Annotated in this window: 24 protein-coding genes; 9 read left to right on the plus strand and 15 right to left on the minus strand. The window is 33.0% G+C overall.

Annotated features, from left to right (window positions below; all coding sequences use genetic code 11):
- Positions 1–138: 138 nt before the first annotated feature.
- The 3 genes from LY08_RS02930 to LY08_RS02940 all read right to left on the minus strand — a co-directional run bounded on the left by LY08_RS02930 (position 139) and on the right by LY08_RS02940 (position 2833).
- Entirely contained in the window at positions 139–1986 is a 1848-nt protein-coding gene (locus LY08_RS02930) for a PspC domain-containing protein (protein ID WP_111658951.1), read from the minus strand.
- A complete protein-coding gene (locus LY08_RS02935) occupies positions 1983–2324 on the minus strand; it encodes a PadR family transcriptional regulator (RefSeq protein WP_111658952.1) in 342 nt (113 codons plus the stop codon). Before LY08_RS02935 ends, LY08_RS02930 begins: the two co-directional genes overlap by 4 nt.
- 62 nt (positions 2325–2386) lie before the next feature.
- On the minus strand, positions 2387–2833 hold the full coding sequence (locus tag LY08_RS02940) for a DUF4870 domain-containing protein (RefSeq protein WP_111658953.1): 447 nt from the start codon (positions 2831–2833) through the stop codon (positions 2387–2389).
- 144 nt (positions 2834–2977) lie between these two features.
- Between LY08_RS02940 and LY08_RS02945 the strand changes: the two genes are divergently transcribed.
- The 3 genes from LY08_RS02945 (at position 2978) to LY08_RS02955 (ending at position 4668) form a co-directional block, all read left to right on the plus strand.
- Complete coding sequence (locus LY08_RS02945) at positions 2978–3433, plus strand: DUF4442 domain-containing protein (RefSeq protein WP_111658954.1); 456 nt, start codon at positions 2978–2980, stop codon at positions 3431–3433.
- A 61-nt stretch (positions 3434–3494) separates the two neighbouring features.
- Complete coding sequence (locus LY08_RS02950) at positions 3495–4325, plus strand: TIGR00266 family protein (protein ID WP_111658955.1); 831 nt, start codon at positions 3495–3497, stop codon at positions 4323–4325.
- Positions 4326–4470: 145 nt separating this feature from the next.
- Positions 4471–4668, plus strand: coding sequence for a hypothetical protein (locus LY08_RS02955; protein ID WP_111658956.1), 198 nt, complete (start codon positions 4471–4473; stop codon positions 4666–4668).
- 37 nt (positions 4669–4705) lie between these two features.
- Here LY08_RS02955 and LY08_RS02960 read toward each other — a convergent pair whose 3' ends face one another.
- On the minus strand, positions 4706–5644 hold the full coding sequence (locus LY08_RS02960; RefSeq protein ID WP_111658957.1) for a LysR family transcriptional regulator: 939 nt from the start codon (positions 5642–5644) through the stop codon (positions 4706–4708).
- A gap of 105 nt (positions 5645–5749) precedes the next feature.
- Between LY08_RS02960 and LY08_RS02965 the strand changes: the two genes are divergently transcribed.
- Positions 5750–6229 carry a Dps family protein gene (locus tag LY08_RS02965; RefSeq protein ID WP_111658958.1) on the plus strand — a complete coding sequence of 160 codons (480 nt, stop codon included), beginning with the start codon at positions 5750–5752 and terminating at the stop codon, positions 6227–6229.
- Positions 6230–6425: 196 nt separating this feature from the next.
- On the opposite strand, the gene LY08_RS02970 is transcribed toward LY08_RS02965, so the two are convergent.
- From LY08_RS02970 to LY08_RS02980, 3 genes are all read right to left on the minus strand, one after another.
- On the minus strand, positions 6426–7874 hold the full coding sequence (locus LY08_RS02970; RefSeq protein WP_111658959.1) for a T9SS type A sorting domain-containing protein: 1449 nt from the start codon (positions 7872–7874) through the stop codon (positions 6426–6428).
- A gap of 204 nt (positions 7875–8078) precedes the next feature.
- On the minus strand, positions 8079–8546 hold the full coding sequence (locus tag LY08_RS02975) for a DUF2141 domain-containing protein (RefSeq protein ID WP_111658960.1): 468 nt from the start codon (positions 8544–8546) through the stop codon (positions 8079–8081).
- Between the two features lie 102 nt (positions 8547–8648).
- Entirely contained in the window at positions 8649–9890 is a 1242-nt protein-coding gene (locus LY08_RS02980) for an OmpA family protein (RefSeq protein WP_111658961.1), read from the minus strand.
- A 181-nt stretch (positions 9891–10071) separates the two neighbouring features.
- Here LY08_RS02980 and LY08_RS02985 point away from each other — a divergent pair, with 181 nt between their 5' ends.
- Positions 10072–10674, plus strand: coding sequence for a trimeric intracellular cation channel family protein (locus LY08_RS02985; protein ID WP_111658962.1), 603 nt, complete (start codon positions 10072–10074; stop codon positions 10672–10674).
- A gap of 1 nt (position 10675) precedes the next feature.
- Here LY08_RS02985 and LY08_RS02990 read toward each other — a convergent pair whose 3' ends face one another.
- The 4 genes from LY08_RS02990 to LY08_RS03000 all read right to left on the minus strand — a co-directional run bounded on the left by LY08_RS02990 (position 10676) and on the right by LY08_RS03000 (position 15696).
- Positions 10676–12517 carry a PLP-dependent aminotransferase family protein gene (locus LY08_RS02990; RefSeq protein WP_111658963.1) on the minus strand — a complete coding sequence of 614 codons (1842 nt, stop codon included), beginning with the start codon at positions 12515–12517 and terminating at the stop codon, positions 10676–10678.
- Between the two features lie 55 nt (positions 12518–12572).
- Positions 12573–12728 (minus strand): hypothetical protein, encoded by a 156-nt coding sequence (locus tag LY08_RS13505; RefSeq protein ID WP_158526724.1) that lies wholly within the window; start codon positions 12726–12728, stop codon positions 12573–12575.
- Between the two features lie 91 nt (positions 12729–12819).
- Entirely contained in the window at positions 12820–14925 is a 2106-nt protein-coding gene (locus LY08_RS02995; protein WP_394341191.1) for a M3 family metallopeptidase, read from the minus strand.
- Between the two features lie 84 nt (positions 14926–15009).
- On the minus strand, positions 15010–15696 hold the full coding sequence (locus LY08_RS03000; protein ID WP_111659319.1) for a peptidylprolyl isomerase: 687 nt from the start codon (positions 15694–15696) through the stop codon (positions 15010–15012).
- 7 nt (positions 15697–15703) lie between these two features.
- On the opposite strand from LY08_RS03000, the gene LY08_RS03005 reads away from it, so the two are divergent.
- Together LY08_RS03005 and LY08_RS03010 are read left to right on the plus strand one after the other, a co-directional pair.
- A complete protein-coding gene (locus tag LY08_RS03005) occupies positions 15704–16345 on the plus strand; it encodes an NUDIX hydrolase (protein WP_111658965.1) in 642 nt (213 codons plus the stop codon).
- A gap of 46 nt (positions 16346–16391) precedes the next feature.
- On the plus strand, positions 16392–17195 hold the full coding sequence (locus tag LY08_RS03010) for a lysophospholipid acyltransferase family protein (RefSeq protein ID WP_111658966.1): 804 nt from the start codon (positions 16392–16394) through the stop codon (positions 17193–17195).
- Positions 17196–17359: 164 nt separating this feature from the next.
- On the opposite strand, the gene LY08_RS03015 is transcribed toward LY08_RS03010, so the two are convergent.
- Together LY08_RS03015 and LY08_RS03020 are read right to left on the minus strand one after the other, a co-directional pair.
- Positions 17360–17992 (minus strand): hypothetical protein, encoded by a 633-nt coding sequence (locus tag LY08_RS03015; RefSeq protein WP_111658967.1) that lies wholly within the window; start codon positions 17990–17992, stop codon positions 17360–17362.
- Positions 17993–17995: 3 nt separating this feature from the next.
- Positions 17996–18490: an RNA polymerase sigma factor gene (locus tag LY08_RS03020; protein ID WP_111658968.1), complete on the minus strand. Its 495-nt coding sequence runs from the start codon at positions 18488–18490 to the stop codon at positions 17996–17998.
- A 285-nt stretch (positions 18491–18775) separates the two neighbouring features.
- Here LY08_RS03020 and LY08_RS03025 point away from each other — a divergent pair, with 285 nt between their 5' ends.
- Positions 18776–20929 carry a TonB-dependent receptor gene (locus LY08_RS03025; RefSeq protein WP_111658969.1) on the plus strand — a complete coding sequence of 718 codons (2154 nt, stop codon included), beginning with the start codon at positions 18776–18778 and terminating at the stop codon, positions 20927–20929.
- Positions 20930–20996: 67 nt separating this feature from the next.
- A complete protein-coding gene (locus tag LY08_RS03030; protein WP_111658970.1) occupies positions 20997–21284 on the plus strand; it encodes a hypothetical protein in 288 nt (95 codons plus the stop codon).
- Positions 21285–21438: 154 nt separating this feature from the next.
- Here the strand turns inward: LY08_RS03030 and LY08_RS03035 are convergent, their stop codons facing one another.
- Together LY08_RS03035 and LY08_RS03040 are read right to left on the minus strand one after the other, a co-directional pair.
- Entirely contained in the window at positions 21439–21951 is a 513-nt protein-coding gene (locus LY08_RS03035) for a 3'-5' exonuclease (protein ID WP_111658971.1), read from the minus strand.
- A gap of 33 nt (positions 21952–21984) precedes the next feature.
- Positions 21985–22422 carry a hypothetical protein gene (locus LY08_RS03040; RefSeq protein ID WP_111658972.1) on the minus strand — a complete coding sequence of 146 codons (438 nt, stop codon included), beginning with the start codon at positions 22420–22422 and terminating at the stop codon, positions 21985–21987.

The raw sequence follows: 22422 nt of genomic DNA on the forward strand, positions 1-22422 counted from the left end.
AGCTTGAGATGGCTGGTTTTTTTGATTGATTATGGTTTTAATTTTTGGTGTTTTCTATAAAAAAATAGATGAAATTGAGGTGACTAAGTACTCGATTAATGCGATCATAATGTTTGTTTTTAGTGTGATTGATGATTGTTATTTGTCATTTTTATTGGTAATTTTTACGCCATCTTCTTCATTAATAGTGACTTTTACATTTTTGGTGCTAGCTTTAGCACCTTCGTCATTAATAATCACGTCCATAGTTTCATTTTTAGCGACTAATCCATCTTCATTAAGTACAAGTATTGATACTTCATCTTCGTCAGAGTATGATTGCTCATCTTCATAGTCATCACAATCTAAACATTCTAATTTAGCACGTTTAACCAGTAAATAGTGTCCTTCCATACCATTATTTAGTATATCGTTATAATAGTGACTATTATTTCTGTGGTAATTATAAGTACTTTCTTCTGCAAATAAGACGCTACCTTCTGGTAAATACAAGGTAAGTTCTACTTCTTGATCTCTGGATATGGCATTATTAGGGACCGTAAAATAGTTGTCTAAAATTAAATTATTACCATTTAATGTATAGTTGTAATTTATATTTTTAGCTCTGTTTTTAGCTGTGTTAAAGTTGCTGCCTCTTGCAGATTTATCGACTCTAAGTTTAGCAACGCTATCTTTAGTTGATTTTACAATTAATCTAATACCTTGAGAGAATAGTACTTGGTTACCATCATCGTCATTGGCACTTTGTAAACCGTAGTTTCTATTAAAATTTTCTGCAAATGTATCGTTGTAATTCATACTAACAATTAACGTGTCGTTAGTTTTAATGTTTACTAATGGTTGTGTTTTAATATCTGCAGCTTTTTCTTTATAACTTAACCCTTGTTTTGTGGCAACAATAGCTAAACCAATTATTGCTAAAATCCATAAACCAATCAAGCTGTATTTAGCAACGCTACCCATTGGTTTTAAGTTGTTAATTAGAATTTTTAAACCTAAATAAATAAAGAAAATAATAGGTATTACTGCCACAACAAATATTAGAACAGGAAACACCCAAAACGATCCATCTATAGCTTCATGAGATCTTACAAATTCGGCATTAAAAAATCTAAAGTCGGCATCAAAAAAAGTTCCAAAAATTAATCCAATACCCAAAGCAACTATTCCTGCAACACAAGAAACCACTAATGCAATACCTATAAATTTTGAAATTATTTTAAAAAATGAGGCAAATACACCTCCAATACTATCAAAAAACGATTTACTACTAGATTTAATCTTGTTGGTATCTATGCGTTTAACGGTTTCAGAGATACTATCTGTTGCTTGTTCTAATTCTACTTTTAATTTGTCTGCGTGTTTTTGAAAATCGATATTTTTTACATTTTCAGACACACTTTCAAATCCGTCTTTAATTTTTTTTTCAATATTTGTTATGGTAACTTCTTCACCAGTCATGGTTAGTTTGTCTGATGTAGTTGTAGCTTCTGGAATAAAAATCCATAGTAAAATGTATAAGAAAATACCAGTTCCTGCTCCAAAAACAAGAAGTATCCAAACTAATCTAACCCAAATAACATCTATACTAAAGTAATGTGCTAATCCAGCACAGACTCCACCTACATAGCTGTTTTCTGTGTCTCTAAATAATTTTTTTGTACTGCTTTTTTTAGTGTTAGTATAGCTTTTATGGTTAGGCTCGTCTTCAAAAATCTCGTCATCAACAAGATAATCTTCAGGTTGCCCCATAATAGCAATAACGTCTTCTACTTCTTTATTACCAATAACCTGACGGTCTGTTTTCATGCGTTCAGAGAATAGTTCTGCTATTCTAGCTTCTATATCTGCTATAATTTCTGAACGACCTTGAGAGTCTGTAAATGAACGTTTTATAGCCTCAAGATAGCGCTGTAATTTTAAGTATGCATCTTCATCGATATGAAAAAATATACCTGCTAAATTTATGTTGACTGTTTTATTCATTTTTTAGTTGATTTAATTGATGTTACTATGTTTACTGCGTTTTGTAATTCGTCCCAAGTCGTGGTTAATTCTTTTAAAAAGAGGTGACCTGTTTCTGTTAATCCGTAATATTTACGTGGTGGTCCAGAAGTAGATTCTTCCCAACGGTAGTTGAGTAATCCAGCATTTTTAAGTCGTGTTAGTAAAGGATAAATAGTCCCTTCTACTACTAACAGCTTTGCATCTTTTAGCGTACCTAAAATTTCTGCAACGTAAGCGTCTTCGTCTTTTAAGACAGACAAGATGCAGTATTCTAAAACGCCTTTACGCATTTGTGCTTTTGTGTTTTCTATCTTCATAAGTCTTTAAAGTGTTTCATAATTAAACTGTTCGTTTTTTGATGATTTGATTGATTGATGTCTTATTTTATAAAATGTATGGTTAATGGATAGTTGTAATTTTCACCATCTTTAGCTTTTAAGCTTGCATTGATAATAAAAATAATTTCTAATATAAATCCGATAACTGCTAGAAGTCCTAAACTACCTCCTATGTAAAATAGAGGAGAGGGTTTGCTAATATTAATTCTAATACCTTCAAAAGCCTGAATATCTAAAACATCAAAATGATTAAATACACTAAAGGCAAAAAACGGTATACAAGCTGCACCTATAATTAAAGCATACAGTAATACACTAAACTGAAAATTAATGGCTTGCTTACCATGTGCATCTATAAAATCTGATTTATCTTTATTAGTTATCCATAGTACTATGGGAGCAATGATGTTTCCAAATGGAAAAATAAACCGAGAAAATGTCGATAAATGTATAAATGTGGCTAGGTTTTTATGATGATTGGTAACCATGTTTAAAAAGTATATAATAGTTTCTTATGCAAATATATATCTAAAAGAAGGTATTATGCAATACAAAGTACTAAAAATTAACATTTTTTTAACATAGTAGAATGTCAATTATTTTCAATAATTTAGCTGAAAATAGACCAATACATGAACATATCTCCCAGTAAACTCAATGCATTTACCATGATTAAATTACCATCTGCTTACTTTTGTGGTGTACGTACTAAAGTACTAAACGACCAGCAGTGTATAACTACCGTTAAACATAGATGGATAAACCAAAACCCTTTTAATTCTATGTTTTGGGCAGTTCAAGGGATGGCAGCAGAGTTTGCTACTGGTGCAATGATGATGATGAAAATTAAAGCATCTGGAAAAAAAGTATCTATGTTAGTCACCTCTAACAATGCTACGTTTACTAAAAAAGCAACTGGAAGAATCACTTTTATGTGTAATGATGGTCACAAAGTAGATCAAGCACTAGCTGAAGCTATTAAAACAGGTGAAGGACAGACTATAACCATGCAATCTATTGGTACCAACCAAGAAGGATTAGTGGTCTCTACATTTAATTTTGAATGGTCTATTAAAGTCAAAGGTTAGATTTTAATTTGTAACAAATTACTTAAAGAAGCAACATATAATAAATTAAAACTTTAAAGATATGTACCGTAAAGACCAATTACCAGAACATAACAAAAATGCTCACGAGATAGATTTTGAGATTTTTGGAGAAGAAATGCAATATGTAGAAATAGAATTAGATCCGCAAGAAGGTGTTATTGCTGAAGCAGGAAGCTTTATGATGATGGATGATGGCATCAAAATGGAAACTATTTTTGGAGATGGCTCTAAAAATGATACTGGTTTTTTAGGTAAAATATTTGGCGCAGGAAAACGATTGCTAACTGGCGAGAGTTTATTTATGACAGCCTTTTATAATAACCTTACAGGAAAACGTAAAGTTAGTTTTGCATCGCCTTATCCAGGAAAAATTGTTGCTATCGATTTATTAGAGTATGGCGGAAAATTTATTTGTCAAAAAGATGCCTTTTTATGTGCAGCTAAAGGTGTTAGTGTAGGAATTGAATTTAGTAAAAAATTAGGTCGAGGCTTGTTTGGAGGAGAAGGGTTTATCATGCAAAAACTTGAAGGCGATGGTATGGCATTTGTACATGCTGGCGGAACATTGGCTAGAAAAGTATTGCAAGCAGGTGAAACATTACGAGTAGATACTGGTTGTATAGTTGGGTTTACACAAGACGTTAATTATGATATCGAGTTTGTTGGTGGTATAAAAAACACTGTTTTTGGTGGCGAAGGATTGTTTTTCGCAAAATTAGAAGGTCCAGGAGTGGTTTATGTACAATCCTTACCATTTAGTAGATTAGCTGGACGTGTTTTACAAAGTGTGCCAAGAGGAGGAAAAAGTAAAGGAGAGGGAAGTATTTTAGGTGGACTAGGTGATTTATTGGATGGAGATAACAGATTTTAGTATCAATGAGTTACTATTTTTTTACTGTTAAATTTCAAAAATTTTAACGTTTAAAAGTATTTTTTTATTACCTTTAATCGAAACAAATAAACCGTTTGCCTATTCTACAACACTACTTATATTTAACTAAACCCTTTAATTAATTATGGCAAGAGCAATGTTTGAGTACACCAAAACTGTACTTCAAAAAGTTAGTTTTGATACCACGTTGTTTTGCAAAGAAGTACAAAAAGCTCTGGAGAGGTTATTACCCTACGAGATAGAAGAGCTTAAGGTGTATATACAATCCTTAGTACAGCAAAACCCAAAACTAAATCAATGTTTAATTTATTTAAATCCTTAACAAGATAAACTCAAAAGCGACCAACAGGTCGCTTTTTTTATTTGCTAATTGGGCTAATTATTTGCACGTTCTGAAAAGCAATTGCACCTCTTACCACACCAGCAATAACATCTTGTAAAGCTTCAATGATTTGCATTTTAAGCTCACTTTTATGATAAATTAAACTCACTTCTCTTGCTGGAGAAGGTTCTGTAAAATAATGCAAGTTATTTTTTGCTTTGTCGTTTAAATCTAAAGTATGTAAATAGGGTAATAAGGTCATGCCTAAGCCTTCATTAGATAATTTAACTAAGGTTTCTATGCTTCCGCTTTCTAACTGGAACTTATCATCACTATGATGTTTAAACGCTTTACACAAGTTAATCACACCATCTCTAAAACAGTGACCATCTTCTAATAATAACATGTCATCAATATCCAAATCGGAGACTTCTAACATTTTTTTATCCCTTAGTCTATGGTTTTGCGGGACGTAAGCCACAAAAGGTTCAAAGTACAAGACACGTTCTTTAATGGTTTCGTTTTCTAAAGGGGTTGCAGCAATAGCAGCATCTAAATGTCCATCGTTTATTCTAGAAATAATTTCCTCAGTGGTTAACTCTTCTATTTTAAGCTTAACTTTTGGATATTTTTTTACAAAGTTGTTTAAAAACATTGGGAGTAAGGTTGGCATAACGGTTGGGATAATCCCAAGTTTAAATTCGCCACCTATGTATCCTTTTTCTTGGTCTACAATGTCTTGTATTCTGTACGATTCGTTAACTATATTTCTAGCTTGTGTCACAATTTTTTTACCAACCTCTGTCAGTTCAATAGGTTTTTTACTTCGGTCAAAAATTAAAATATCTAATTGATCTTCTAATTTTTGTATTTGCATACTTAGTGTAGGTTGCGTCACAAAGCATTTTTGTGCAGCTTTAGTAAAATTCTGGTTTTCTGCAACAGCAAGGACGTATGATAGTTGAGTAATAGTCATAATAATAGTTTAAGACTATAAAAATATAAAATCTATCAATAAAATTTATAATAAATCGAAATTATTTCGCTGTAAATTTATATTAAATAAAAAAACAATACCATTATGACATTAAATAGTCTTGGATTAGACACCAAAAAAACAAAAGAATTAGCAAATCAGTTAAACCATTTATTAGCTAATTTTCAAATATATTATCAGAATTTAAGAGGTATCCATTGGAATATTAAAGGGAAAAACTTTTTTGACTTACATGTAAAGTTTGAAGAGTTGTATACAGACGCTAATATGAAAGTAGATTTAATTGCAGAGCGTGTGTTAACTTTAGGCGAAACCCCTTTACATACCTTTGAAGATTACATTAAACAAGCCAAAGTGCCTGTTGGACATAACGTGTCTAAAGACGAAAACGCTGTTGCTTTAATTGTAACCTCGTTAACCGAATTATTAAAAATAGAACGACACATTTTAAACGCATCTGACGATGCTAATGATGAAGGTACCAATTCTATGATGAGCGATTTTATTACCGAACAAGAAAAAACGGTGTGGATGATGAATGCTTGGTTGGGTAAAAGTCTTTAATTAGAATTAATTAATAGCAAAAAAAAGAGCAACGTATGTTGCTCTTTTTTTGTTTTTTACTTTAACGGTCTAATAGAACCGTCAGTCACGGGATTAAAGTTAATAATTTTCGGTTAAGAAATAACTTTGGCAATTCCGAGTGGATTTGACTACGTCCGAATCCGACGTAATTGCTGTTATACAATGTTAGCAAACGTTATTTTTTCACAATTTTTCTATTAAAAATACCCTTTTCAGTTTCTATTTTTAGAATGTAAATTCCACTTGATAAAAGCGAAACATCAATAGAGTTATTTTGAGATGCAAGAATAAACTTTCCTTTTAAATCATAAACCTTTAAACTGCTTATAGACTTTGAAGCACTCACATTTAAAACATCTAATACAGGATTAGGGTATATTGAAAAATCAAATTCATACTCATGCTCATCTATACTGAGCGTATAACCACAGTCTGTACTAAAACTGTTTGCAGCATCTCTGTTAATCCAATTGGCATTAGAATACGCAACATCATCTACTTGAATACAATTAAGGTTCGGGGTAAAAATACTTATAAATTGAGTTATGTTAGTATTAGTGCCATTTTGCACATTTAATTCTGTCAGATTACTATTATCAGAAACAAATAGATTTGTAAGATTGGTGTGAAGACTTATATCTAACCCAGTTATACCTGTTCCGTTAACTCTCAGAGTTGATAGATTGGTGTTTGAAAGATTAAGGTTCGATAAGTTTGATGCTCCAGACGCAATTAAAATTGATAGATTTGAGTTAGTACTTACATCAAGCGTTGAAAGATTTGTACTACTTACATCAAGCGTTGAAAGATTTGTACTACTTACATCAAGCGATGAAAGATTGGTATTACTTGCATTAAGCGTTGAAAGATTTGGGTTTGAACTTACATCAAGCGTTAAAAGATTTGGGATTGAACTTACATCAAGCGATGAAAGATTGGTATTACTTGCATTAAGCGTTGAAAGATTTGGGTTTGAACTTACATCAAGCGTTGAAAGATTTGTACTACTTACATCAAGCGCTGAAAGATTTGAGTTAGTACTTACATCAAGCGTTGAAAGATTGGTATTACTTACATCAAGCGTTAAAAGATTTGAGTTAATACTTACATCAAGCGTTGAAAGATTTGGGTTTGAACTTACATCAAGCGTTGAAAGATTAGTATTACTTACATTAAGCGTTGAAAGATTTGTATTAATTACATCTATATAAGAAATTGAAAGAGCGCCAGAAATATTAAGACTATTAAGATTTTGACTATTTGATAAATCAAGATCTGAAGTAATATTAAAATTTCCAGATAAATCAACAGTTATAAGATTTGTATTACTACTTAAATCAACAGTCGTTAAAGCTGGTTTTCCAGTCACAATTAGGGTTTCCAATGCAGAAAAATCTTCAATACCAGTCAAATTAGATGGATTATAAGAACCACTATTTAAGGTGAAAGAAGTTACAGTATTAATATTAGCGGTTAACACTTGTCCGTCGATTACATCGTCTAATCCTAAATCAATTAAACGTTGTTCAAAATCGTTATCAGGTATAGCTGTAGTCTGAGCAAAACTTAGCTGCATTACGGAAATAAAACTTAATAAATAAAGAAATGTAGTTTTTTGTAGCATATTATTGTAGTTATTGGTTTGTTTTTAATGTTTGCTAACTTATATGATACAAAAACGTTTAAATACTTCGACAAGCTTAGTACAAGTGTTTAATATCAGTCGTTAAACGAAGTTACTTGAAAAATGTGACAAAGTCAAATAGCATTATAACAAAAAAAAAGCCACTATTAAGTGGCTTGATAACTATTCGGTTTTTTGATGTGGTTAGAAGCGTATGTTAAATTCTAAATCTTCGTTTGTAACTTCAAATTTAGCTTCAGAAAATTGTGGTGGTCCATAGCTTAAAGGGTTGTTTGACATCCCATAGCTTTCTTGTGGCATACCGTTTTCAAAATCCATACGGTTGTTAGTATTAACATCGTGTAATGCCATAATAGAGTAGGTACCTGGTTGTACGTTTTTAAAGGTAATGCTAACAGAATTGTTTTCTATTACTGTATTTATATTTTGTACACCTAGGCTTTTCATCCATGTGTCTTTAGTGTGTAGAGCTAACATAACTTGTCCAGTGTTGTTTTTTACATTATTTATAGTCACTGTTATGGTTTGTCCTTCTTCGGTAGCAACCTCAGTTTCAGTTTGAGCAACGGTTAGTGTTAAGCTAAATACAAATAAAACTAAAGTAGTTAATAGGTTTCTTTTTAATGGGTTTGGTGTTGTTGATGTTTTCATGATGTGTGGTTTTATTGTTTAACACTTCAAAAGTGCAACAAACCGTTGTGTTTCACTAAAACATCTAACCCAGTTGTTATTTTTTATAGATGAGTTGTTACATTATTGCAATGGAATAATTTCTACACGTCTATTTTTCTGGCGTCCTTCCTCTGTATTGGTTCTATCAATCGGGAATTCTTCTCCAAATCCTTTGGTGATTAACATGGTAATATCCACACCTTTATCAACCAAGTAAGCTCTAACTGCATTAGCGCGTTCTAAAGATAGTTTCAAGTTGGTTTCGTTAGACGAGGTATTATCTGTATGTCCAGAAATTTCATAAGTTTTAAACTTAGAATTTTTCATAAACTGTGCAACATTGTCTAATATGTTTTGACTGTCTTCTGTAATATCAGCCTTGCTTAATTCAAAATAAATTAAAACAGGTTTATTAGATATCGTGGTGTTTGTTGGCTCTTTTTTAAGTTCTGGACAGCCATTATTACTACTTAGTCCTTTGTTTTGAGGGCACTTATCAAACTTGTCTGGAACACCGTCTCCATCGGTATCTGGTGGTGGACATCCTCTGTTAGATTGCTCTCCTGCTACATTTGGACATCTATCATAAGGGTCAGGAACACCATCGTTATCTGTATCTGGACAACCATTTAAAGTTCCTGGCATATCTGGACAAGCATCGTCTTTATCTGCAATACCATCTTTGTCTTTGTCTGGACAACCGTCTAAACTTGCCAAACCAAACACGTTTGGACATTGGTCTTCTTCGTTAATAATACCATCGTTATCGCTATCTGTACCTCCAAATTTAAAAATTATTCCAACCGAGTGCTGATAGTGTTTTAAGCCATATTCTTCAAATGCATGCTTGTAAACTGATTGGGCAGTTAGTCCAAAATTATAAGTCAACCATACATTAATACCAACTCCAACATTAACAGTTCCTGCACCAATTTCATCCAGCCAAGTATAACCACCACCTAAAGCAACATAAGGGTTAACCACAAAACTATTGGATAAGTTTAATTTAAATAATCCGTCCAAAGAGATTAACGGAAACTTCTCATCAAGATCAACGTAATTTTGCTTAACTCCGCTAAGCGAAATAGTAGATTCAAAAGATAATTTTCCACGTATATGTCTGGCTAAGCCAATTTTAAAACCTGCTGGATCCCAATTCCATGTTTTAAAACGTCCCTCTTCACCAGGAAGTGATCTTACAGGATTGTTTATGGCATTGGTACTTAAGCTTGCAGTCCAAGGAGAATAATCGTCTTGGGCTTGTAAATTACTAGAAAAGCATAACGGGAGAATAACAGTTAGTAGTAAAACTAATCGTTTCATGGTTTAAAGAATATTGATTAATAGCAATGCCAAGATAGGTTAAAAAAGATAATATTAAAAATAAATTACTAATCTGTTGTCCCTAAGAGTTTAAGTATACTAGGGTTTTATATAATACATTGGTTGTTTTTTTTATTATTAAAACCATTAATAAAGTGTTAGTTTTGCTTTTTTATAGCGTATGTTTTACATCATAGATATTTTAGGAACTATTGCATTTGCAATATCAGGAGTGTTAGTGGCGCTTAATAAGCGTATGGACGCTTTTGGCATACTTATTATAGCATTTGTTACTGCTGTTGGTGGTGGAACCTTGCGTGATATTTTAATTGGTGAAACTCCTGTAAGTTGGATGAAAGACATGACGTTTATTTACGTAATTATTTTGTCCACAATATTTGCAGTGGTGTTTAGAAATAAGATTGATTATTTACGTAAGTCTTTATTTTTATTTGATACCATTGGTATTGGTTTATATACAGTTGTTGGAGTTGAAAAAGGAATTAACGCAGGACTTCACCCTATAATCTGTATATTTTTAGGGACCATGTCTGCGTGTTTTGGTGGTGTAATTAGAGATATTTTATGTAATGAAATACCAGTAATTTTTAGAAAAGAAGTGTATGCTACTGCATGTATTTTAGGAGGTGTCACTTACTTTCTAGTTATAAAATTACCTATTGCGTCGGATGTTGTGTTTGTTATCGCAGGAGCAGTTGTTATAACCGTTAGGTTAATTGCTGTTAAGTTTAAAGTAAGTTTGCCTAGTTTGTATAAAGATTAACTTAGGAAATACTATTTACAAACTCTAAAAACACCTCTTTGTGTTTGTCTAAATCCATATTTCCAGACAAAGCAACTCGAGCAATATAATCTTTATCACCTTCTTTGGTTGTACCTTGTGTAGAGGTTGCAGGAATCGTCCAGTAACAACCTTTTAATTGGCCATAACTCACACAATATTTACTCTCATCAGGAATTTTGGTAATCATTAAATTAATTAATTTATGATTTAATGCACGTTTGTAACGTTCTTTTTCTTCAGCAGTATGTCCTTTTGTTGGTAAATCTAACGAAAACACAGAAGGCGTAAATCCTTGTTCTGCTAACTCCTCAGACACAAAATTAATTTTAGCTTCTGGTAAATGATTTTTTATAAAGTTTACAAACTCACGAGTGTTTTGATAAGCATCTTCAATACGTTGATTCATAGACGGTAATTGCTTTGCTAATAATTCATACTGAAGATTAGTCGCTTCATTATCACACAATAACAAGTGTTGTTCTATTTTTTGCATTAACCCTTCTGTTTTGCTATTTCCAACACAATAGCCTGCAGTACACAGTCCACCACTTGGGAATTTTGAACCACTTGCATAAGAAATAGTTTTTACGGTAGATAGTATTTTGCCTTCACCTAAAAACAACACATTTGGGCAAAAGGTTTGATCTAAAATAAATACAGGTGCAACAGCTGCTTCACCATTTGGTGTGTAACGTATTTTACTTAATGCAGCTTTTAAGTCTTCAAGATTAGGAACTTCAACTCTTGGATTTGTTGGTATTTCTGCAATGATGTAAGGGATCGCATCTTGACTAGCAATAGAAGCTAACACACGATCAATACTTTGTACCATATCATTATCACCATCTACAGGTAAGTCGACAATTTCCACATGGTCTAAACAAGCAGCAACACGCCTTGCTTGGTCATTGGTGCCACCATAACAATTTGGTGGAACAATAAATTTAATAGCTTTTCCTTTGTGATTGTCTTGCGCGTCATGTATTAAACCCATCATAATCGCATACTGAATTGATAATCCGCTAGAACCCACTAATGGTTTTGTAGCAGCACCAGTGATGCTAGAAATGGAATTTAAAACAGATGTTTTATTATCTGTAAGGTTCTCTTTTTTAGAGCTGAAAGATGTATTGTTAACTAAAGCATTTAAAACCAAATGACAATTAATTGGTGTCATTGCTATGGTTTCGCGTCGTCTTACGTGTTGAATCTCTGATATATAGTCATCATTTCCGTTTGCAACAATGATACTTCCAAAATCTGGATGAATATTGATGCAAAAGTCACTATTTTGATTAATCTGAAACTGAGTAATATCCTCTTGTTGTCCAATAAAAATAGTACTACCATCAAATTCTGAAATAGCATCACTAGTTTCAACTTGTTTTAAGCTAAAATGATAACCGTAAACCTGTTGTATTGTATCTGCGTCAAAGCATTCTGGTAAATGTCCAGTGTAGCAAATTTGCGTATTTTTATTGTCTAACAAATTTTTTCTTAGGATTGCTAAAATAGGAGTGACTTGAGAAGAAAAACTAATAACTTGCTCTGCTTTTAATCCGTTTAAATTAGCAATAACCCATTCTAGAACACAAGATAAAGGATGACCTAGTCTAATATAGTCGTAAGCAGTAGGTAAATTATGTAATGCAGAAGCATCTGCATTGTTAGCTTTAAATAAGGTTTCAAACGCATTTAAAAACTCAGTTTTAGCCTGGTCTTCGTTGTAAATATCTAGTCTATGGGTGGTTAGGTTTAACCAATCTGTAGGTAAGTTTTGTAATACGTTTTTTATATAATCTAGCATAGAATGTTGTTGCATGATGTAGTCCTAAAATTAGGCTTGCAATTTACGATTTTTAGCTCGATTTTGGGCTCTATAATTTAGATAAATACGCCATTAATAACATGGCTGCACCAATAACTATGGTAATTAATCCAAAGGGTCTAAACACAAAAAGTCCAATAATACCAACTACTATAATGGCACCAGATATAATCATAAAGGCAGTGTCTCTTTTTTTATTTATCATAATTATTGTTTTTTAATAAAGTTGAATAAGAAAATCAAAGTTTCTAATATCTAACAATACCAGAAACTTTGATTTGTATTTTATACTTGATTTATTCCTCAGTCGTCACCGGAAACCCTCTATCACGCATTAAGGCTTCTATTTTGGCATCTCGACCTCTAAATTTTCTGTAGGCTTCTGCTGGATCCATACTATTGCGTGGTGCAAATAAATATTGCACTAATCTATCTGCTACTTCTTTATCATAAAAACCACCTGGTGCTTCTTTAAAGGCTTCAGATGCATCACTAGTAAGGACGTCTGCCCACATATAACCATAATATGCTGTTGCGTATCCTTCACCAGAAAAGACATGTCCAAAATGTGGTGTTCTGTGACGCATTGGTAATTCTTTAGGCATATTTAATTCTGCTAACGTTTCACGTTCAAATTTATCAATGTCTATATTGGTTGGATCTGCTAGGTGTAATTTCATATCCATTAATGCAGATGCTAAATACTCAGTCGTTCCAAACCCTTGGTTAAAGGTTGATGCTTTTTTGATTTTTGCTACTAAACTTGCTGGAATTGGCTCGCCTGTTTTATAGTGTACTAAAAATTGGTTAATCACCTCGTCTGTAGATAACCAACGCTCTAATAACTGACTCTGGAACTCGGTATAATCTCTAACACCACCATTTAGGGTTGGGTATTTAACGTTAGAAGAGAAGAAGTGTAACGCATGTCCAAACTCATGAAAAAACGTTTCGGCATCATCCCAAGACACCAAAACAGCTTCTCCTGGAGCTGCTTTTACAAAGTTAGAATTATTGGATGCTAATACAGTTTTTGGTCCATCAAACGTCGTGTGACTTCTGTAAGTTGTTGCCCAAGCACCAGAACGTTTTCCTTTACGTGCAAATGGGTCTAAATACCATAAACCAATAAACTTATCGGTGTCTTTATCTGCAACTTCCCAAACCTTTACATCCTCATGGAATACTGGTACTTTACCTTCTTCAACAGGAGTGAATTTATAATTAAATAAACGTCCAGCAGTATAAAATAAAGCTTGGGTAAGTTTGTCTAATTGTAAGTATTGCTTGACTTCGTCACTGTCTAAATCATATTTTTTCTGGCGCACTTTTTCAGCATAAAAACGGTAATCCCAAGGTGCAATTTCTATGTTGTCTCCTGCTGCATCTGCAACTGCTTGCATATCTGCCACTTCTTCTTTGACTCTAGCTATTGCTGCTGGCCAAACTGCTTCCATTAAATTCATAGCGTTTTCTGGTGTTTTGGCCATACGATCTTGTAAACGCCATTCCGCATAGTTTTTATAGCCTAAAAGCTCAACACGCTCTCTACGTAATTTTAGGATATCTGCAATTAGTTGGTTGTTATCGTACTCGTCACCATTATCTCCTCTAGAGTAGTAATTAGTCCATACTTGTTTACGTAACTCACGATTTGTAGAATACGTTAAAAATGGATCCATAGACGATCGTGTGTTGGTTATAGCATACATTCCTTCCTTACCATTATCGGTTGCTATTTTAGCTGCCGATTTGATAAAACCTTCACTTAAACCATCCAATTGGTCTTTGGTCAAATAAGTGATGTAGTTTTCTTCGTCGTGTAATACGTTGTCACTAAATTTGTTGTACAACGTGGAAAGCTCTTTGTTGATTTCGGCATAGCGTTTCTTTTTAGTGTCGTCCAATTCGGCACCATTCATTTCAAAACGCTTATAAATTAGCTCTACTACACGTTGCTGGTCTGCAGGAAGTGGATTGTTTTGAGAGGCTTCATAAACAGATTTAATACGTTTAAATAGTTTCTCGTTTTGATTAATTTTTGAGGAGTATTCCGATAGTTTTGGTGCTAATTTACCTTGTACTTCTCTAAATTCTGGACTACTCACGTTACTACTAAAAATTCCGTAGTAAGTAAAAACATTGTCTAAACCTTTTCCTGCACGCTCCATAGCTTCTATGGTGTTTTCAAAAGTTGGTGCTTCGGTATTATTTGCAATTGCTTCAATGTCTTTTAACCCTTGTTCCATACCTTCTAAAACAGCAGGTTCTATTAAATCTACAGACATTTTATCAAAAGCAGGTACACCACCATAAGGTCCAGTGTAGTCTTGAAGTAGCACGTTGTCACTCATAGTTTTATTAGTTTCGGTTTCGTTTTTACAACTTGTTGTTAAAAGCATAGCGCAAATAACAGTGGATAGTATTGTGTTTGTTTTCATGATTATGGTTAAAATTTAAGCTTAAAAATAAGGAAAAGGGTTAAGTTAATCTATGATTTCAACTTTTTTAATATAGATATTTCTTAATGGCCATTCTGCTTCGTCTACATCTACTGCATTTATTTTATCTACCACGTTCATACCTCTTATAACTTCTCCAAAAATGGTATAATCTCCATCTAAATGAAACGCGTTTTGTTGGGTAATAAAAAACTCGTAAGGCGATGCCAATTTGTGCGGATTTTCAATCTCGCTACTAGGCATAGAGATCACACCTCTTTTATGGGTATAACCACGTTTAGTATCTGTTGGTAACAAATATTTACCAATGCGTCCACGTTTTGCAGCCACTTTGATATTATCTGTGTTTCCGCCTTGAATGATAAAATTTTTAACCACACGATGAAACTGTGTATTATCAAAAGCGCCTTGTTTGGTTAAAAAAATAAAATTAGCACGGTGAAATTTAGTTTTGTCATACAATAAGAGGTCTATCTCTCCTTTTGTAGTTGTTATACGGACTTTGTTTTCTTTGTTTTCTTTTTCGTATTCCAAAAAAAAGTCCATAGCGTTTTCCTCTGTTAGATAAGGGAATTCGCGTTTAGGAGTTGTGTCCTTTTCTATGGTTTTTACCTCTGTTTTGGGTGTGGTTGGTGGTGTTTTAGGTTTGGATTGTTTATCTTCACAATTAAAAAGTAAAAACGTACAACCAATCAATAACAATAAGCGCATTTTTAAAATGAATTTTGATGAATTTATCATAGCGTTACCAAAAATAAAAAATATCCCTTTGCCAGCCGAAGCTTCTCAGTTTAAAATGTCGCCACCATACCGAGAAAAACTGATTAAGTTACAAGCAGAGAAAATAAAAAACGCTAAGCAAAGTGCTGTGTTAGCCTTATTTTATCCAGATTTAGAGGCACAAACAAAGCTTATTTTAATTTTACGTAAAACGTATAAAGGGGTACACTCTGCACAAGTAGGTTTTCCTGGAGGGAAAGTAGAAGAGGAAGATAAAAACTTAATGCATACTGCATTACGCGAAACGCATGAAGAAGTTGGTGTGCATCCCAAGTTAGTTACTGTGTATAAAGAAATGACGCAAGTGTATATTCCGCCAAGTAATTACTACGTACAACCTTATATTGGTGTCACCAATCAAACACCAATTTTTACTAAGCAAGATGAAGAAGTAGAAGATTTATTAGAAGTATATTTATCCGATTTATTAAACGAAAATAATATAACCAACAAAATAGTAAAAACCAGTTATGATGTTGAGGTTGAGGTGCCTGCATTTCAATTAAACAATCATTTAGTTTGGGGAGCAACAGCTATGATGCTAAACGAAGTCAAAGACTTGTTAAAAGCCACCCTTTAACCTTAAGGTTTTTCTATATTTGCATTTACTAAATTTTAAACTAACTATGGGTTTATTTAAAAAAAATCCCTTTGGACATATCCTTTTTATTAAAAAGTGGTTAATTAGAATCTTAGGATTATTAACACACAGACGTTACAGAGGATTTAACGAGCTGCAAATTGAAGGGTCAGAAATTATAAGACAATTACCAGATACTAACGTGTTATTTATTTCTAATCATCAAACGTATTTTGCAGACGTAATAGCAATGTTTCATGTGTTTAATGCTGCGTTAAGTAACCGACAAGATTCTATAAAAAACGTTGGGTACTTATGGAATCCTAAATTAAATTTCTATTACGTAGCTGCTAAAGAAACGATGAAGTCTGGACTAATCCCTAAAATCTTTGCGTATACAGGTTCTATTAGTATCGAGCGTACATGGAGAAGTCAAGGTAAAGATGTAAAACGTCAAGTAAAAATGAGCGATATTTCTGCCATCAAAAAAGCGTTAGATGATGGTTGGGTAGTGACGTTTCCGCAAGGTACAACCACACCTTTTAAGCCTATCCGCAAAGGTACAGCGCATATTATCAAACAATACAAACCAGTTGTTGTCCCAATTGTAATTGATGGATTTAGACGTAGTTTTGATAAAAAAGGATTGCGTATTAAAAAGAAAAACGTGTATCAGTCTTTTGAAATTAAAGAACCTCTACAAATCGATTACGAAAACGAAAGTATTGCAAGTATTGTTGAAAAAATAGAATATGCTATCGAGCAGCATCCTTCGTTTTTAAAAGTGATTCCGCAAGAAGAATTGTTAGCCCAAGAAGAGCTGAATAAACAACGTGAGTTTTTAAGTTGATTTTAGTGAAAAAAAGGAAAAGGGAATAGTGAAAAGTTAATAGTGAAAAGTTAATAGAGAAAAGTGAAAAGTGAAAAGGGAAAAGTGTAAAGTGAAAAGAATTATTAAATAGATAAATCAAAAAACCACTTTAATACTAAAAATTTAAATTTACTAACTACTAACTAGACTTCAATCTTTTTTAACTCGTTATAATTTCTGTTTAAACGTCTAAGAAGTATACCATAAATTAGTCTGTAAAATAACCAGATTACAACAACAAATATAATTGTGGCTAATACATAAACACCAACCATAACCATGTATTGCGAGCTACTAAAATGATCTATTTTTGCAGCTAATTCTGGGTCGTTTTTACTAGTGTAGAAAAACGCAAAAACCATACTACCTGCAGCCATTACTAAATTATAAAGCACATAATATTTTATGACTTTTCTAGTGTTAATAATGTTTTTCATGAGGCGTCTAGCATTATCAGTAACAGAAATAGACTTATACGATTTGTATAATAAATAAACAAATAATAGTATAATAGCATAAGATATAACACTTAATACTATAAAGGTGTTACTAGTATACATAGCTTCATGCTTAGCTCTGTATGTATCAGACATAACAAACGGTAAGGTGTTTACCAATATCCAAAATACCAACTCGGCAATACTAATATAAAATAGCGTCTTAACAATAGACGACGATTTTTTTAATAGCATAGGGTATAATTGACTAGCCGATTTTTTCTCAAACTTATCGTCACTCTTGCCCCAATCTTTCTTTAATAATTCTAATTCATCCATAGGTTACGGATTTAAAATGGTTTTTAACTTGGTTTTCACTCTGTTCATCTTCACTCTGGCATTCACTTCTGTAATACCCATTGTTTCACTAATTTCTTTATAATTTTTATCTTCTAGATATAAAAAGATTAACGCTTTTTCAATATCATTTAATTGGTGTACAGCGTTATATAATAGCTTTAATTGTTCTTCTTCTGTGCTGTCATACTCTTCAGCACTAATTTTAAATTGTACAGTATCAAACTGCTGTGTGTTAATAGTGCGTTTAGACTTTCTGTACAGCGTAATTGCGGTATTTAATCCCACACGATACATCCACGTACTAAACTTACTATCACCTCTAAATTTCGGGAATGCTTTCCATAACTGGATGGTTATTTCCTGAAACAAATCATTGTGCGCATCATAGTTATTGGTATAAAGCCTACAAACTTTATGCACAATATTCTGGTGCTGCTCCAGCAATTCAACAAAATTCTGTTCTAGTGGTTTACTCAATGGTTATATGGTTAATTCAACTATAAGTAGTCAAAATTAATAAGACGTTACACAAAAGTAAAATTATTTTCTTGGGCGTTACCACAAGGGTCGCGCTATCCGTTACTAGTTTTGGCTCGAAGCGTCCGCTCGCCAAAAGCTAACCACTACTATCGCTAACGCAAATGCAAATTTTTTTGAAGTGCAATTCATCATTTAAAATCAACAATTGGGTAGATATTAATTCTAAATTATTGATTGGTCATTCATCTTTGTACCATCAAACAATCAAAAAACCAACAACAAATGAAATTTTTAACATCAATCTTAATCTTTTTAATAAGTCTATCAGTTCAAGCACAAACCACAATACACGGAACAGTAACAGACTCCAAAAATCAACCAATTATTGGAGCCAATGTCTATTTAGAAGGGACTTATGATGGTGCAAGTACCATAGTTGATGGTAGCTTTAGTTTTTCAACTACAGAAACAGGAGAACAAACCTTAATTATTTCCTTTGTGTCTTTTGAAACTAAATCCATCACTAAAGATGTTTCAGCATTTAAAGATTTAACAATTGTGTTAAGGGACGATGTTAATACATTGGATGCAGTTGTGATTTCTGCTGGAACATTTGAAGCAGGAGATAACAGTAAAGTATCTGTTTTAAAACCATTGGATGTGGTCACCACAGCTAGTGCTTTAGGCGATTTTGTGGGTGCTTTGCAAACCCTTCCTGGGACCACAACGGTTTCTGAAGATGGACGACTGTTTGTACGTGGAGGAGATGCAGAAGAGACACAGATTTTTATTGATGGTATTCGTGTGTTTACGCCTTATACACCAACTACCAATAACATTCCAACACGTGGACGCTATTCGCCTTTTTTGTTTGATGGAATTACTTTTTCAACAGGAGGTTACTCAGCAGAATACGGTCAAGCTCTATCCAGTGTTTTAGAATTAAATACCATAAACCAACCAGATCAAGAAAAAACAGATATTGGTATTATGACTGTTGGTGCATCCATAGGTAACACTCAAATTTGGGGTAAAAACAGCTTAAGTGTCAATGCGACATACATAAATTTAGCACCTTATTTAGAAATTTTTGATGATCGAAACGATTGGAAAAAACCTTTTGAAGGTGCTGCTGGCGAAGCTGTGTTTAGACATAAAACAGACAACGGAATCCTAAAATTATATTCGGCTTTTGACACCACAAATTTCGAATTAGTACAAGAAGATATCAATCTAGACAATGGTTTACCTTTTGCGCTTAACAATCAAAACCTTTATTTTAATGGTTCTTACAAAGAGGTATTGGGAACCAATTGGACACTTTCTGGAGGCTTAAGTTATACCTACGCCAATGGAAAAATTAATGTAATTGATAGTAAGATTAATACTATTCAAAACTCAGTACATGCAAAGGTTAAACTAAAGCATCGTTTTAATAACCGTTTTAAATTAAACTTTGGAATAGAACAATTTACTACCAAGTTTGACGAAACCTATAACGACCAGTTTGTAGATGATATCACTTATGGGTTTAATAATAATATTACAGGTGCTTTTACCGAAGCTGATATTTTCTTCTCTAAAAATCTAGCTTTAAAAGCAGGTTTACGTGCAGAGTATAGCGCTTTATTTGACCAAATTAATATATCTCCAAGAGCCTCATTAGCCTATAAAACAGGAAGTAAAAGTCAGTTATCATTGGCTTATGGTAGCTTTTACCAACAACCTAATAGTGATATATTAAAGTTTAATCAAGACTTACAAGCACAACAAGCCGAGCATTTTATTTTAAACTACCAATTTAATGCAGATGGTAAAATATTTAGAGCAGAATCCTATTATAAAAAGTATAGCGATTTGGTAAAATACGATACTGATTTTACCAGTTTTGATACCAATTATAACAATTTAGGTAGTGGGTTTGCTAAAGGAATAGATTTGTTTTGGCGTGATAATAAAAGCATTAAAAACGTAGATTATTGGGTAAGCTATTCGTGGTTAGATACAAAACGCGATTATCGAAACTATCCTATTTCTGCACAACCTAATTTTGCTAATACTCATAACTTATCAGTAGTCGGTAAATATTGGATAGAAGATTGGAAAAGTCAAGTAGGATTAAGCTATGGTTTTGCGTCTGGTAGAACCTACACAGACCCAAATCAGTCAGGTTTTTTAAACCAAAAAACTAAAAACTTTAATAGCTTAAGTTTAAATTGGGCTTACTTATTAAGCCCTCAGAAAATCTTGTACTTTTCTGTAAATAATGCGTTAGGCTTTAAAAATATAAATGGTTATCAATATGCAGATTCTCCAGATATCAATGGACAGTTTAACAGACGTGCGTTACGTCCTGCTGCAGATCAGTTTTTCTTTGTAGGTTTCTTTTGGACCATTAGTGAGAAAGGTACGGATAACCAGTTGGATAATTTATAGTTGAAAGTAAAAGTCTTATGTCTGAGGTGATACTTATTTAGTAGAAAAAAATGGCTTTATTTGTAGCATGAAATTATTTATCAAACTATTCATTATTTTATTTTTAATAGACATTGCTTTAGGGTTTTCCATAACAGCTTTGGTTCCAGATATTTTAGCTTCAAATAGTTTAATTGTGAAATTTGTAGACGAAGCAATTTCATTTCCATTAACGTTGTATAACAAGACATTTCCAGAGTATGGTATTTATAGATCTAGTACTAATAGTTTTTGGACAGTTATTATTGTTAATGCATTACTACAAGCATTAATAGCTTATTTAGTGATTAAGTTACTACGTAAAGCTAGAACATAGCCGGTAAAGAGCTTCTCGATACAATTTGTTCGTACCTCACAAATCACTCGAAGTGACGTTGCGTAAGTAAGACGTGTTATATTATATTAGGGTTTAAGAAATCACATCTCGTCAGTTCGAGTGCTTCGACAGAGGAGAAGCGTATCGGGAACAACTAAAATAGTGGTAACCGCTCAAACTGAGCAATTAAAAACAGTTTACCACAAGCACGTGCATCAGACAAGGCATCATGATGCTTTAATGCAATATTATGCACTTTACAACACGCATCTAATTTGGCAGGTTTATACCCTTTTTTTCGATATAGTTTAAGGGTGCATTCCCAACGATTAGGCATCATAATGTCAGAAGCAGGTATCCCATAATCATTCATAGATTTTAGTAATACCGTTCTGTCAAATGCTTCGTTGTGTGCAACGGTTGTGATACCAGAAATTCGTTTTTTAATCTCTGGATACACCGTTCTAAAATTAGGTGCAAACCTAGTATCCTCTTCTGTAATACCATGCACTTGTATGTTGTGCCAATTATAGTCGTTATTAGGTGGTTGAATAAGTTGGTGGTACTCTTCAATAATCTCACCATTACTAAAAGTCACAATCCCAACAGAGCAAATGTGGTGTCCTTTTGCGGTCTCAAAGTCTATTGCTGCGAAGGTGTTTGGCATAGCGAAGTTTTGTGAGTAAAGTTAAAAATTTAATTATAAACTACTCTTAGCAGGTTGTCTCCAAAACAAAAACGCCATTAAAAACCCAAAAACCATGTAAATAGCGTGTGCTATGCGTATATCGTTTTCGGTTGGACCAATCATGTTTTTAACCATTGTCCCTAAACTAAACCAGTAAATAAAAATAGCAAAGACTATTAAAATAATACTACCAACTGTACGACTAACCAATAATGTATGCTTAGTAGGAAAAAAGAAATTGGCTGCTAAAGCTCCCCAAAAAAAAGTGAGAATATACAAACCATTATCTGTATAAGATTTTATAATATTACTAATGGTGTCTCCTTCAACGGAGTTATCTATTGCCAAATAAATATCAAACGCAATTAATAAAATAAACAAAGTAATGATAAGATACTGTACGCGTTTAACAAAAGTATCGTTGTCCAGTAATTGTGTTATAGGTTGCAT

Source organism: Olleya aquimaris (assembly GCF_003259525.1).
Lineage (GTDB): Bacteria > Bacteroidota > Bacteroidia > Flavobacteriales > Flavobacteriaceae > Olleya > Olleya aquimaris.